The following is an 11844-nucleotide window of genomic DNA, read 5'->3' as shown; positions in this document are numbered from 1 at the left end:
CCTACTAAACGCGGTGTCATCTGGCAGCATCGTAGGGGCGAGGCATGCCTCGCCCAGGTGTGTATCCGACCTCAGGTATTGAGCGCTTCTTCCCGTGCCTGGCGCACAATCGCTTTCGCGATCCATTTGCCAATATCCTGCAGTTCGTCGTTATCACAGCCCCAGATATCTTTCATCACCAGAAAAATCTCCGAACCGTAAACCAACGACAGTGAACGCACCACGCGATCCATCAAATCGGGTGTCAGCTCTTTGTTGAGCGGTTCCACCACCTGCATCAGCATCGCTTTGCGATTTCCGCGCACCAGCTTCTCTTTCAGTGGCACGGCATCAACCGACTGCGACTGCGCCCACTGCGTCAGCGACAAATGCAGCGCCGCACGCAACGTTCCCTCGTGTTTCAGCATACGCGGGAAGGCAAAACTCAGCAGCTCATCAATGCGTGCGTTGGCATCTTGCTGAGTGGGCTGCCAGTTTTTGATGGGGCTGAGTGTTTCAGACACAATGGCCGAGACCAGCGCACTCTGCGTGGGGAAGTAGCGATAAGCAGTGGCGCGTGACAGCTGTGCCTCCTGCGCAACTTCGGTAATCGATGGAAATGCGCCGTTATCAAACATCTTCATCGCGGTATCAATTAGTAAGCGGCGCGTTCTGGCTCGTGTTGATGTGAGCCCCAAAACGCTAGCGGAATCCCTTTGCTCCACAATAACCTCATTATCCAGTTTAACCTGTTTCTTTATCGGGCTGGTGGGCGTGACAGCACGTTCACCAGTGTTGACAACGGGGGGCGGCCTGCGCCATTCCCCGCTGTTATAAGCGTAGTCAAAACTCGACGAGACTCATATTTCATTCAATTGATTTATCAATCTTGAAGGTGCTACTGTGAGTTTTCCAGACTCAATCTCTTCAGTGATTCAAAGTTATTTACGTTTTTATATCAAGATTATCAACTCTTTATTGATCTAAATAACAGGTTATCGTAACGCCCATGAAAAATGATACTGGATCTATCTACGTTGTTGCTACAGCGGATACTAAAGGAAGGGAACTGTTTTATGTGCGCGATCTGATTGCTCAGGTCGGCGTACCCGTGGTGACAGTTGACCTGTCTACTCAACCACTTAGCCGCGCTTTTGAGGGGAATATCCCGGCCGCCATGGTGGCGGATTATCATCCCCAGGGGCGCGATGCTGTCTTCTGTGGCGACCGCGGTAAGGCGATTAACGCCATGGCACAAGCTTTTGAGATTTTCCTTAGTCAGCGTAATGATGTCGCGGGGATTATTGGGCTGGGTGGCTCAGGCGGTACGGCGCTGATCACACCAGCGATGCAGGTGCTGCCCGTCGGTGTACCCAAGCTGATGGTTTCCACGATGGCCTCTGGCGATGTGTCTGGCTATGTCGGTGCCAGCGATATTGCCATGCTCTATTCTGTGACCGATGTCGCCGGGCTGAACCGGATTTCCCGCCGCGTGCTGGGGAATGCCGCCCACCAGATTGCCGGCGCAGTCCGCTTCCCACTTCCTCCTGATGAAAATGATAAACCTGCCATCGGCCTGACGATGTTTGGCGTCACCACGCCGTGCATAGAGGCCGCCAGTGCCGCGCTGGAAGCCGATTATGACTGCCTCGTGTTCCATGCCACCGGCAGCGGGGGGAAAGCGATGGAGAAACTGGCAGACAGCAATATGCTGTCCGGGATGCTTGACCTGACAACCACTGAAGTCTGTGATTTGCTGTTTGGCGGTGTGCTGGCCTGCGATGAAGATCGCTTCGATGCGCTGGCCCGCAGCAGGCTGCCTTGCGTGCTCTCCTGCGGGGCGCTGGATATGGTGAACTTTGGTCATCCTGCCAGCGTGCCGCAGAAATACGCCTCACGCCTGTTCTACCATCACAATGCCCAGGTGACGCTGATGCGTACCACCGTGGAGGAGAATATTGAGATGGCACGCTGGATCGCTGAGAAGCTGAACCGCTGCGAAGGGGAAGTGCGTTTTCTGATCCCTGAAGGGGGCTTTTCTGCGCTGGATGCGCCTGGCCAGCCATTCTGGTCGCCCGAGGCCAACCAGGCGTTTATCTCCACGCTGGAGGCAAGCTGTATACAGACCGCACAGCGCCAGATTATTCGCCTGCCCTGGAACATCAACGATCGGCAGTTCGCCGCTGAAGCCGTTGCTCAATTTCGCCAACTGGCGTCGAAAGGAAGATAACCATGCCTGCTTTTAGCCGTCAGCAGCTGCTGACGAAATTCAGAGAGATGATTGCCCGTCGTGAACCGATTATCGGCGGCGGCGCGGGCACTGGGCTGTCAGCAAAATGCGAAGAAGCCGGGGGGATCGATCTGATCGTGATCTATAACTCCGGGCGCTACCGGATGGCCGGACGCGGCTCCCTCGCCGGGTTGCTGGCCTACGGCAATGCCAATGAGATCGTTGTTGATATGGCCAAAGAGGTGCTGCCAGTGGTGAAAAATACCCCGGTACTGGCGGGCGTGAATGGCACCGATCCTTTCTGCAATTTCGATAAATTCCTCGATGACCTGAAAGCCCTCGGCTTTTCCGGTGTACAGAACTTCCCGACCGTCGGGCTGATTGACGGTAACTTCCGCGCCAACCTGGAAGAGACCGGCATGGGCTACGGCCTGGAAGTGGAGATGATCGCCCTGGCACATCAGAAAGAGATGCTGACCACGCCCTATGTGTTCAGCGCCGCCGACGCAGAGGCGATGACCGCCGCGGGTGCGGATATTATTGTGCCGCATATGGGGCTGACCACCGGAGGGAATATCGGTGCCTCGACGGCGTTGCAGTTGAAGGACTGTGTGCCGCTGGTGAATGCCTGGGCCGCAGCCGCTAAAGCGGTGCGCGAGGACGTGATCGTGCTGTGTCACGGCGGACCGATCTCCAGCCCGGAAGATGCGCAGTACATTATGGATAATTGCCCGCAGTGCGATGGTTTCTACGGCGCCAGCTCAATGGAGCGCCTGCCAACCGAAGTGGCACTCACCGAAACCACACGTAAGTTCAAGAATATCAGTCGGTAATACCTCACCCGAGATTCCCCAGGCGCAGCTTACTGCGCCTTTTTTATGCGTAGCGCTGCGCAAGTCCAGGCATCTGACATTGCGTCAACGTCATTGAAGTGTATTTTGACTTCAAAAAATGACTTCAAGGATGATGCAATGAGGAATAGAATAGCGGCATTAAGAAAACGACATCGGGATACGTTGCGGCAAATTTTTACCCGCCCGATACCCACGGATCTGAAGTGGCAACGAATAGAAACCTTGATCATTGCTCTTGGAGGTGAAGTCCGTGAAGCACAAGGATCCCGTGTCAGGTTTCTGCTTAATGGCTCACTGGCACGTTTTCACCGCCCACATCCGTCACCGGAGACAGATAAAGGGGCGGTAGTGGCAGTGAAGGAGTGGCTGGAAGAGACAGGAGTTGAACCATGAATAAAGTGATGGCTATACCTAACGTGATGGTGATTGGCGGCCAGCCTGCCGCAGTCAATTTTGTTGCTGAGCTGGGCGCGTTTCGCGGTAAGTTTCTTGGGTTATCGGGTTACTGTGATTTTGTCGCTGACAGTATTACAGGGTTAAAGTGCGAAGGTGAAATCTCCCTGCGTGATTATCTGGCGGACTGCCATGAGAGTGGCATCGATCCCTATGAGCATGAGGAGAAAGTGAAAACCTTCACATTGCGCTATCCAGAGTCTTTTGGCGAACAACTGGCACAGGCCGCCGCAGAACATCAGCTCTCGCTGAATAGCTATATTGTCGCGGCATTAAGCGCGCAAATGAAGAAATGTTGAGGTGAGTCAGGGGCGACCTTTATTGCTGGTCGCCCCTGGCCGATTCATTAATAGCGGTGGTAGCTCTTCTGCGCGTTGTTAACCTTAGACAGGTAACGACGCGATTCTGCCGACGGGTGACTGGTGGTCAGCTTCTGGTAGACCTCAGCAGGCGACAGGTTGTTAATCGCGCTGAAGGCACGGTCTTTATCGCTGGAGAACACCCGCAGTACGCTTCCTGCACCGCCGTTATAGGCGGTGATCACCGCATAGCGGCGCGAGGTGGTGTTATTGATACCGGCCAGGTAGTTGCCCTGTAACAGAGACAGATAGGCGGTGCCCGCATCGATATTGTTTTCCGGGTCGAGCAGATAACTGCGGCTTGGTTTGCCCCATTTCCCTTTCATCCGGAACACATCCACCCCGGCGGTATGCTGTACCACCTGCATCAGGCCCAGTGCATCCGCATGGCTGACTGCATAAGGGTTGAAGCTGGATTCAATCTGCATGATCGCCAGGATCAGCGACTGATCGACGCCATAGCGCTCGGCGGCTTTGCGCACCATCGGCAGATACTTATGCGCGCGTTTGTCGAGGTGGTTTGGCACCATCGGAATGGTGACCGACCAGATCACATGCAGACCGGAATTACGGCGTTGCAGCTTATTCTGGATCAGATAGTCAGCAAAGCTGGCGGCGCGCCCCTGCCAGCGGATCGGCTGGCCGGTATTATCCAGCACCTGGCCATACAGCAGCGGCTCTTTACTGATCTGAATATCTTTGGCGTCGGAATAGAGATCGACATTACCCGGATCTTCCCCGATCAGCAGGGTGGTGATAATCGCCTGACGCAGACTGGCCGTCGGATCGGTTCCTGCGATCGTCTCGATAGTGATGCTACCGGCATCAAAGTTAATGTGGCTACGGGTGTAGTATTGATCGCTGTACTTCACATAGTCTTTTGGACCGGCGATCAGGACTTCATTCATTCCCCAGATATTTTCGATGTTGTGGGCAAACTGTCCCATCAAAATATCAAAACCGTTGGTGTCTTTAATCCACTCTTCATGAGAGGCGTTTTGCTTCTTGCCTGAGCAGGAAACCAGCAACGGCGCAATAATCAGCAAACTTATCAGTTTTTTCTTCATTTTCTCGTGCATCGCCCACAATTTGAGAGGGCCTCATCAGTGAGGCCCAACGACTTATTCTTCCGGCGGGGTATAACCTTCGATATGAACCTCGTGGCCCTCGAACAGGAATTTAATCATCTCTTGTTCCAGTAGCTTACGGTCATCAGGGTTCATCATACTGAGTTTCTTTTCGTTGATCAGCATGGTCTGTTTCGCCATCCATTTTGACCAGGCTTCTTTTGAAATCTCGTTATAAATGCGTTTGCCTGTATCCCCAGGGTACAACTGGAAATCCTGCCCTTCGGCATCACGTTGCAGGAACGTACAAAAAATGGTTCGGCTCATTACTCTTCCTCTTCTGTTACGCGAGCATTCAACGCCATCTGTTGTGGCTGGCGTAACTGCTGTAGCAGGCGCTCTACCGGCGCGGCCAGCCCCACGGCGGGCGGCTGCGCTAAGTTATACCAGAGACCCGGCACATCATCCATTGCCGCACGGGCAGAAGGCAGCTCAAGCCACATTGGCACAATATCCAGATGGAAATGGCTGAAGGTATGGCGGAAGGCGATCATCTGCTGCAGTTTGCTGTCATCAAGCCCGCGCAGCCGCAGTGCCTGGCGCAGTTCTGGCTCAGTGCTGTACTGGGGAAAACAGAACAGCCCGCCCCACAATCCAACCGGGGGACGCTGTTCCAGCCAGACATCCTGCCCTTGCTGCATCAGTAATAAGAAGCCGGTGCGTTCCGGAATGGTCTGCTTCGGTTTTTTTCCCGGGTACTGCGCCCAGCTATTATTTGCGTAAGCAATGCAGCCGAGATTAAGCGGGCAAATTTCACATTTAGGTTTCGAGCGGGTACACACCATCGCGCCGAGGTCCATCATTGCCTGGTTAAACTGGCTGACGCCCTCCGCGGGGGTGACATCTTCACTGATTTGCCACAGGCGCTTTTCCACCTCTTTCTTACCCGGCCACCCACCTACCGCATAGCAGCGGGCCAGCACGCGTTTGACGTTGCCATCCAGAATCGGGAAGTGCTTGCCCAGCGCCAGAGAGAGAACCGCGCCAGCAGTGGAACGCCCGATGCCGGGCAGGGCTTCAACCTCTTCCAGGGTTTGCGGAAAAACACCGCCATGCTTTTCCACCACGGTTTTCGCTGCTTTATGCAGATTACGCGCACGGGCGTAATAACCGAGACCGGTCCACAGGTGCAGCACTTCATCAAGCGGGGCGGCAGCGAGGTCGCTGACGGTAGGAAAACGTGCCATAAATCGTTCGAAATAGGGGATAACGGTTGCGACCTGCGTCTGTTGCAGCATCACTTCAGAGAGCCAGACCTTATACGGTGTTTTCTCTAGCTGCCACGGCAGGGTTTTACGCCCATAGCGCTGATACCACTCCAGTACCTGATGTGAAAACTGCGCTGCCTGCATGTTGTGAATCCCCGTTCTGCCAATCTGAAAACCAGGCAGGGATTCCAGCACAGAGATTAAGGGCTGTAAACCGGATAATCACTGCATTTGATTAACTGCTGCGAGACGCTATGCTGTCAGCGTATTTTTTGGCAGCGATACCCTTCATACTTCATTGCCGCCTTCCTGCACCAAAAGTAGGCCCCCTGAGGGGACTCGAATTATTTTGGGTCTATACTGCAAACCAGTTACGCAGGCGTCCCTGCAACAGGCGGCCTTTATGTTTTCACTTCCTGAAGGCATAATGCCCGCTTTCTACAGTGCACAGCCGCAGGCAGAATCATGAAAAACGATGTTATCTCACCGGAATTTGACGAAAATGGCCGCGCTATGCGCCGGATCCGCAGCTTTGTACGTCGCCAGGGCCGTCTGACCAAAGGTCAGCAGCAGGCGCTGGAGACACTGTGGCCGGTGATGGGCGTTGAGTATCAGCCGGAACCGGTCGATTTAACTGCTCTGTTTGGCCGTGACGCACCGCTGGTGCTGGAGATTGGCTTCGGTATGGGCGCTTCGCTGGTGGCGATGGCTGCCAGCAATCCGCATCAGAACTTCCTGGGTATTGAAGTGCATTCACCGGGCGTGGGTGCCTGCCTGGCGACGGCGGAAGAGGCGGGCGTCAGCAATCTGCGGGTGATGTGTCATGATGCGGTTGAAGTGCTGAATCTGATGATCCCGGATAACTCGCTGGGTATGGTGCAGCTGTTCTTCCCGGATCCGTGGCACAAGGCGCGCCACAATAAACGCCGCATCGTGCAGGTGCCGTTTGCCGAACTGGTATTGCGTAAGCTGAAGCTGGGTGGCGTGTTCCATATGGCGACCGACTGGGAAGCCTATGCAGAGCATATGCTGGAAGTGATGAGCAGCATTGACGGGTATAAAAACCAGTCGCAAGAAGGTAACTGGGTGCCGCGCCCGGAATCGCGGCCGTTAACGAAATTTGAGCAGCGTGGTCAGCGTCTTGGCCACGGTGTATGGGATCTGATGTTTGAGAGGGTTAAATAATGGCTACACAACGCAGTCGTCGTCTTCGTAAGAAAATGCACATTGATGAGTTTCAGGAGTTAGGCTTCTCCGTGGGCTTTACCTTCCCGGAAGGCACCAGCGAAGAGACTATCGACAGCACTGTTGATGCGCTGATCAACGAAGTGATCGACGCTAACGGCCTTGCCTTCGATGGCAGCGGTTATCTGCAGTGGGAAGGTCTGATCTGCCTGCAGAAAATCGGCAAATGCACCGATGAGCATCGTGAGCTGGTTAAAAACTGGCTGGAAGCGCGTAAGCTGAACGATGTGAAAGTGACCGAACTTTTCGACGTTTGGTGGGATTGACGGTCTGACCGCAACAGAAGGTCAGACCCTGCGAAAGTGGGGTAATCGCGCTGTAGAGGCCGATCATTTTTTCGATCGGCCCTCCGGGATGACCACATAAGGGGGGGCGGCCATGTTTGTGGTTGCCCCTTTTTCATATCAAGGAGACGATTTATGCGTAAAGCGCTTTTGAGTGGTGCATTGCTGCTACTGGCCGCCGGCCAGGCACAGGCGGATTACCAATGCAGCGTTAATCCTCAGGACGATATCATTATCAGCCCGAATCAGGTCGAGGTCGTTGGCGCCAGCGGGAATCTGAGCATCTCCCCTGTGGGTGATGTACAGCGTAATGGTAAAGTGGCGAATATTGATGATGCCACACGCCAGAAAGCTATCGATTATCAGACTGCGCTACGCCGTGATTTGCCGTGGATTGATAGCGGGGCTAAACAGCGTCTGGAAAAAGGGCGGATTGCGCTGGACCGCGTTATTGTTCAGAAACTGGGGCAGAACAGTAATGTGCGTCAGCGTCTGACCACGCTGGACGGGCAGCTGAAGCAGCAGATGAACCGTATTATCGAGCAGCGTAGCGACGGTTTAACCTTCCATCATAAGGCGGTTGAGCAGGTGCGTCAGGATGGCGAGCGTCTGGTACAAAACGCGATGGGTGGGGTGGTGCAGGACAGTCTGAACGAGATGGGCAGCAAGCAGGCAGGAAACGGCGATAACCCGTTGCAGGCCATTATGGGTAATCTTGGTGGTTTACAGCAGGCGATTCAGGCCGAATGGAGCAATCAGGAGCAGGATTTCCAGAACTTCGGTCATGAAGTCTGTAATCGTGTGACCAGTCTTGAAGGCCAACGCAAGGCGTTGATTGCCGGGTTGAAGTAAGCGTTTATGCCGGGCGCTGCATGCCTCGCCCTGGAGGGATACGTGTTATTGCGTCCGGGCGAGGCATTCGCGTAATTTCGTAGGGGTCAGGCATGCCTGACCCGAACAGCATTACTCCGCTAAAAACAGCTCCAGCAGCGAATTCAGGAACAATTTTCCCTTCTCCGTAATCTGCCACTCTTCTGCCGTTTCCGTCAGATACCCTTTGGCGAGGGCGTCATCGATCTGCGCGCGAATGGTGCTTTCCGGCAATCCGGTATAGCGCGTATATTCCTCACGCGGTGCGGCTTCCAGCAGGCGAAAACGGTTCATAAAGAATTCGAACGGCTTCTCGGCATCGGCCACATTGTGGCGCTTATCGAGATATTTACCCGTCATAAAACCGCGCGGATGCTTGGTTTTAGCGGTGCGGATAATGGTACCGTCCGGTTGAGTCAGTTTACCGTGAGCACCGCAGCCAATACCGAGGTAATCACCAAAGCGCCAGTAATTGAGGTTATGCTCACAGCGGTAGCCGGGTTTGGCATAGGCTGAGGTCTCATACTGCTGATAACCTGCCGCTGTCAGCAACGCATCGCCCTGTTCGAAAATATCCCACAGGTCATCTTCATCTGGCAGGCGCGGTGGTCGCGAGGCAAACAGGGTGTTTGGCTCGATGGTTAGCTGGTACCAGGACAGGTGCGGTGGATTGAGGGCAATCGCCTGGCGCAAATCGTCCAGCGCCTCTTCCAGCGACTGGTCCGGCAGACCGTGCATCAGATCGAGGTTAAAGCTGCGCAGCCCGAGGTTCTCAGCCAGCTGCGCTGCCCGCTTCGCTTCTTCAGGCCCGTGAATGCGCCCCAAACGCTCCAGCTTGGCCGCACTGAAACTCTGCACGCCAATGGAGATACGGTTGATACCGGCGCGCTGATAGCCGCTGAAACGCTCTGCTTCGACCGCCCCCGGATTGGCTTCCATGGTGATCTCAGCCGTGGGTGACAGCGGCAGGCGTGCACGAACTCCGTCCAGCAGCATCTGCATCGCTTCACTGCTTAACAGGCTTGGCGTACCACCACCAATAAAAATGGTGCTGACTTCGCGCCCGGAAGTCAGCGGCAGGTCAATATCCAGATCGTTCAGCAGGTGCTGCACGTACTCTTCGTGCGGCACCTCACCTTTTAATGCGTGGGAATTGAAATCGCAGTACGGGCACTTCTGTACACACCAGGGAATATGGATGTACAGGCTTAACGGGGGCAGATTAACCATGTTTCATGGCGCTCAACAACAGCTCTAACGCCTGCCCACGATGTGACACCGCGAGTTTTTCTGCCTTGCTCAGTTCTGCTGCGGTTTTACCCAGCGCAGGAACGAAGAAGATCGGATCATAACCGAAGCCCCCTACGCCTGCCGCGCTGCGGGTAATTTCCCCGGCCCAGCTGCCGTGAAACACCAGTGGTGTCGGATCTTCAGCATGGCGCAGATAGACCAGCACGCAGTGAAACTGCGCCTGACGTTTCCCGTCCGGCACCGATTCCAGTGCCGTCAGCAGTTTTTCCAGATTCTGCTGGTCGCTGGCATCAAGCCCGGCATAGCGCGCTGAGTAGATCCCCGGAGCGCCACCCAGAGCATCGACAGCCAGCCCGGAGTCATCGGCAATGGCCGGTAACCCGGTGATGGCCGCCGCATGGCGCGCCTTAAGAATGGCGTTTTCAATAAAGGTCAGCCCGGTCTCTTCGGCAGACTCCACGCCCAGTTCCGTTTGCGCCACGATATCCAGCCCAAACGCGGCTAACAGGTCAGCCAGCTCACGAACCTTTCCGGGATTGCCGGTGGCGAGTACAACTTTTTGCATAGTAGATCCAAGAATATTATTAATTTATAACGTTTTAACCGAGAATTTTGCCCTACAGGAAGGCGGCAACTGAGTGAATCCCCGGGAGCTTACTGTAGTAAGTGACCGGGGTTCACAAGGGCAGCCAACGCATCTGTAGGGTAAAAGACGACAGTTAAAACTGGGCCCAGCCGGGGATGTATTCTAAGCCCAGGAAATTCAGCATATACAGAATCAGAATCACCGCCATTGCCGAGAAGTCGATACCGCCCATCGCCGGAATAATACGGCGCACAGGTGCCATCAGCGGCTCTGTTAACTGAATCAGCACGTAATCAACCGGGTTACGCCCCTGGCTGACCCAGCTCATCAGTGAACGCACGATAATGACCCAGAAGACCAGCACACCCGCCGCTTTCACCAGGATCACCAGACCCAGGTAGAGGAAAATTGGATCCGGCACGAACAGGCGCAACGTCACCGGCCCCAGCAGCACGCTGACGATATAAGCCAGCAGTAATGAAGCCGTATCAAGCGGCCCGATAGACGGGATGATGCGGCGTACAGGTTTAACGATCGGTTGGGTGATTTTCACCACAAACTGTGAGAATGGGTTGTAGAAGTCACACCGTGCCCACTGCATCCAGACGCGCAGTAACAACACTTTGATGTAAATCGCAATCACCGTTGTGACCAGAAAGATCAACGCTAGCATGAGGTTCCTCAGTTGTTGTGATGAACGGCGGTGTGACCGTAGTCGCGCGCGCCGAAAATTGCGGTGCCGATACGCACCATGGTACTGCCTGCCGCGATTGCGGCATCCATATCGTCACTCATTCCCAGCGAGAGGGTATCCACGCCGGGATAATCTTGTTGCAGCTGTTGAAACGCTTCGGCCATCTGCTGACATACCGCCAACTGGCGCGCGTAGTCGGCTTCGGGTGCCGGGATAGCCATCAATCCGCGCAGTGTGAGACGCTGCAGATCGGCTATCTGCTGTGCCAGCGCGGGCAGGTCAGCCAGCCTGATACCGGATTTACTCTGCTCATCGCTGATATTGATTTGAATCAGGACATTAAGCGGAGGCAAATCGTCAGGGCGCTGCTCGTTGAGGCGGCTGGCAATGCGCAGACGGTCAACGGTATGGCACCAGTCAAAATGCTCGGCGACCAGACGGCTTTTGTTAGATTGCAGCGGGCCGATAAAGTGCCAGGTCAGGGCAGAATTTGCCAGTAGCTGGATTTTATCCACGCCTTCCTGCACATAGTTTTCGCCAAAGCTACGCTGCCCGGCTGCCACAGCTTCTTCGACCGCGCTCGCAGGTTTGGTTTTGCTCACTGCAAGTAGCTCAATCTCGTGTGGATCACGCCCGCATTGTGCCGCCGCCGCTGAGATCCGCTGGTGGACTTGCTGTAAGTTGTGCTCAATCGAAGTCATAGT

The 11844-nt window shown here is 54.8% G+C and carries 15 protein-coding genes; 7 read left to right on the top strand and 8 right to left on the bottom strand.

Annotated elements, in window-relative coordinates; all coding sequences use genetic code 11:
* Positions 1-71: 71 nt before the first annotated feature.
* Entirely contained in the window at positions 72-722 is a 651-nt protein-coding gene (locus HHI26_RS07030) for a TetR/AcrR family transcriptional regulator (RefSeq protein WP_133846145.1), read from the bottom strand.
* Between the two features lie 266 nt (positions 723-988).
* Between HHI26_RS07030 and HHI26_RS07025 the strand changes: the two genes are divergently transcribed.
* From HHI26_RS07025 to HHI26_RS07010, 4 genes are all read left to right on the top strand, one after another.
* On the top strand, positions 989-2209 hold the full coding sequence (locus tag HHI26_RS07025) for a Tm-1-like ATP-binding domain-containing protein (RefSeq protein WP_171148827.1): 1221 nt from the start codon (positions 989-991) through the stop codon (positions 2207-2209).
* A 2-nt stretch (positions 2210-2211) separates the two neighbouring features.
* On the top strand, positions 2212-3042 hold the full coding sequence (locus HHI26_RS07020; RefSeq protein WP_171148826.1) for a phosphoenolpyruvate hydrolase family protein: 831 nt from the start codon (positions 2212-2214) through the stop codon (positions 3040-3042).
* 138 nt (positions 3043-3180) lie between these two features.
* The gene (locus HHI26_RS07015; protein WP_133846148.1) at positions 3181-3456 is read left to right on the top strand and encodes a type II toxin-antitoxin system HicA family toxin; all 276 of its coding nucleotides are present in this window, start codon (positions 3181-3183) and stop codon (positions 3454-3456) included.
* Entirely contained in the window at positions 3453-3815 is a 363-nt protein-coding gene (locus HHI26_RS07010) for a type II toxin-antitoxin system HicB family antitoxin (RefSeq protein WP_133846149.1), read from the top strand. Before HHI26_RS07015 ends, HHI26_RS07010 begins: the two co-directional genes overlap by 4 nt.
* Before the next feature lie 47 nt (positions 3816-3862).
* Here HHI26_RS07010 and mltC read toward each other — a convergent pair whose 3' ends face one another.
* From mltC to mutY, 3 genes are read right to left on the bottom strand one after another with little or no spacing between them, the layout of a single operon-like run.
* Positions 3863-4942: a membrane-bound lytic murein transglycosylase MltC gene (mltC, locus tag HHI26_RS07005; protein WP_133846150.1), complete on the bottom strand. Its 1080-nt coding sequence runs from the start codon at positions 4940-4942 to the stop codon at positions 3863-3865.
* A 54-nt stretch (positions 4943-4996) separates the two neighbouring features.
* Entirely contained in the window at positions 4997-5269 is a 273-nt protein-coding gene (locus HHI26_RS07000) for an oxidative damage protection protein (protein ID WP_133846151.1), read from the bottom strand.
* Positions 5269-6354 carry an A/G-specific adenine glycosylase gene (gene mutY, locus HHI26_RS06995; RefSeq protein WP_133846152.1) on the bottom strand — a complete coding sequence of 362 codons (1086 nt, stop codon included), beginning with the start codon at positions 6352-6354 and terminating at the stop codon, positions 5269-5271. Before mutY ends, HHI26_RS07000 begins: the two co-directional genes overlap by 1 nt.
* A 321-nt stretch (positions 6355-6675) precedes the next feature.
* Between mutY and trmB the strand changes: the two genes are divergently transcribed.
* The 3 genes from trmB to HHI26_RS06980 all read left to right on the top strand — a co-directional run bounded on the left by trmB (position 6676) and on the right by HHI26_RS06980 (position 8591).
* On the top strand, positions 6676-7395 hold the full coding sequence (gene trmB / locus HHI26_RS06990; RefSeq protein WP_133846153.1) for a tRNA (guanosine(46)-N7)-methyltransferase TrmB: 720 nt from the start codon (positions 6676-6678) through the stop codon (positions 7393-7395).
* Positions 7395-7721, top strand: a complete 327-nt coding sequence (locus tag HHI26_RS06985) for a YggL family protein (protein ID WP_133846154.1) — start codon at positions 7395-7397, stop codon at positions 7719-7721. The genes trmB and HHI26_RS06985 overlap by 1 nt, the downstream gene beginning before the upstream one ends.
* 153 nt (positions 7722-7874) lie before the next feature.
* Complete coding sequence (locus HHI26_RS06980; RefSeq protein ID WP_133846155.1) at positions 7875-8591, top strand: DUF2884 domain-containing protein; 717 nt, start codon at positions 7875-7877, stop codon at positions 8589-8591.
* Positions 8592-8702: 111 nt separating this feature from the next.
* Here the strand turns inward: HHI26_RS06980 and hemW are convergent, their stop codons facing one another.
* The 4 genes from hemW to HHI26_RS06960 form a co-directional block, all read right to left on the bottom strand.
* Positions 8703-9839, bottom strand: a complete 1137-nt coding sequence (hemW, locus tag HHI26_RS06975) for a radical SAM family heme chaperone HemW (protein ID WP_159337580.1) — start codon at positions 9837-9839, stop codon at positions 8703-8705.
* Positions 9832-10425, bottom strand: coding sequence for an RdgB/HAM1 family non-canonical purine NTP pyrophosphatase (gene rdgB, locus HHI26_RS06970; RefSeq protein WP_171148825.1), 594 nt, complete (start codon positions 10423-10425; stop codon positions 9832-9834). The genes hemW and rdgB overlap by 8 nt, the downstream gene beginning before the upstream one ends.
* Before the next feature lie 154 nt (positions 10426-10579).
* The gene (locus tag HHI26_RS06965) at positions 10580-11119 is read right to left on the bottom strand and encodes a YggT family protein (protein ID WP_133846158.1); all 540 of its coding nucleotides are present in this window, start codon (positions 11117-11119) and stop codon (positions 10580-10582) included.
* Positions 11120-11127: 8 nt separating this feature from the next.
* The gene (locus HHI26_RS06960; RefSeq protein ID WP_171148933.1) at positions 11128-11841 is read right to left on the bottom strand and encodes a YggS family pyridoxal phosphate-dependent enzyme; all 714 of its coding nucleotides are present in this window, start codon (positions 11839-11841) and stop codon (positions 11128-11130) included.
* Positions 11842-11844 lie beyond the last annotated feature (3 nt).

The sequence above is a fragment of the Erwinia sp. JH02 genome (assembly GCF_013074405.1).
Classification (GTDB): domain Bacteria; phylum Pseudomonadota; class Gammaproteobacteria; order Enterobacterales; family Enterobacteriaceae; genus Erwinia; species Erwinia rhapontici.
This window is presented reverse-complemented; position numbering and strand designations above follow the sequence as displayed.

Excerpts from the sequence above, each read along its gene's own strand:
- HHI26_RS07010 (WP_133846149.1), top strand. The coding sequence starts at position 3,453 with ATGAATAAAGTGATGGCTATACCTAACGTGATGGTGATTGGCGGCCAG.
- HHI26_RS06985 (WP_133846154.1), top strand. The coding sequence starts at position 7,395 with ATGGCTACACAACGCAGTCGTCGTCTTCGTAAGAAAATGCACATTGAT.
- hemW (WP_159337580.1), bottom strand. The coding sequence starts at position 9,839 with ATGGTTAATCTGCCCCCGTTAAGCCTGTACATCCATATTCCCTGGTGT.
- HHI26_RS06980 (WP_133846155.1), top strand. The coding sequence starts at position 7,875 with ATGCGTAAAGCGCTTTTGAGTGGTGCATTGCTGCTACTGGCCGCCGGC.
- rdgB (WP_171148825.1), bottom strand. The coding sequence starts at position 10,425 with ATGCAAAAAGTTGTACTCGCCACCGGCAATCCCGGAAAGGTTCGTGAG.
- HHI26_RS07000 (WP_133846151.1), bottom strand. The coding sequence starts at position 5,269 with ATGAGCCGAACCATTTTTTGTACGTTCCTGCAACGTGATGCCGAAGGG.
- HHI26_RS07025 (WP_171148827.1), top strand. The coding sequence starts at position 989 with ATGAAAAATGATACTGGATCTATCTACGTTGTTGCTACAGCGGATACT.
- trmB (WP_133846153.1), top strand. The coding sequence starts at position 6,676 with ATGAAAAACGATGTTATCTCACCGGAATTTGACGAAAATGGCCGCGCT.
- HHI26_RS07020 (WP_171148826.1), top strand. The coding sequence starts at position 2,212 with ATGCCTGCTTTTAGCCGTCAGCAGCTGCTGACGAAATTCAGAGAGATG.
- HHI26_RS06965 (WP_133846158.1), bottom strand. The coding sequence starts at position 11,119 with ATGCTAGCGTTGATCTTTCTGGTCACAACGGTGATTGCGATTTACATC.
- HHI26_RS06960 (WP_171148933.1), bottom strand. The coding sequence starts at position 11,841 with ATGACTTCGATTGAGCACAACTTACAGCAAGTCCACCAGCGGATCTCA.
- mltC (WP_133846150.1), bottom strand. The coding sequence starts at position 4,942 with ATGAAGAAAAAACTGATAAGTTTGCTGATTATTGCGCCGTTGCTGGTT.
- HHI26_RS07015 (WP_133846148.1), top strand. The coding sequence starts at position 3,181 with ATGAGGAATAGAATAGCGGCATTAAGAAAACGACATCGGGATACGTTG.
- mutY (WP_133846152.1), bottom strand. The coding sequence starts at position 6,354 with ATGCAGGCAGCGCAGTTTTCACATCAGGTACTGGAGTGGTATCAGCGC.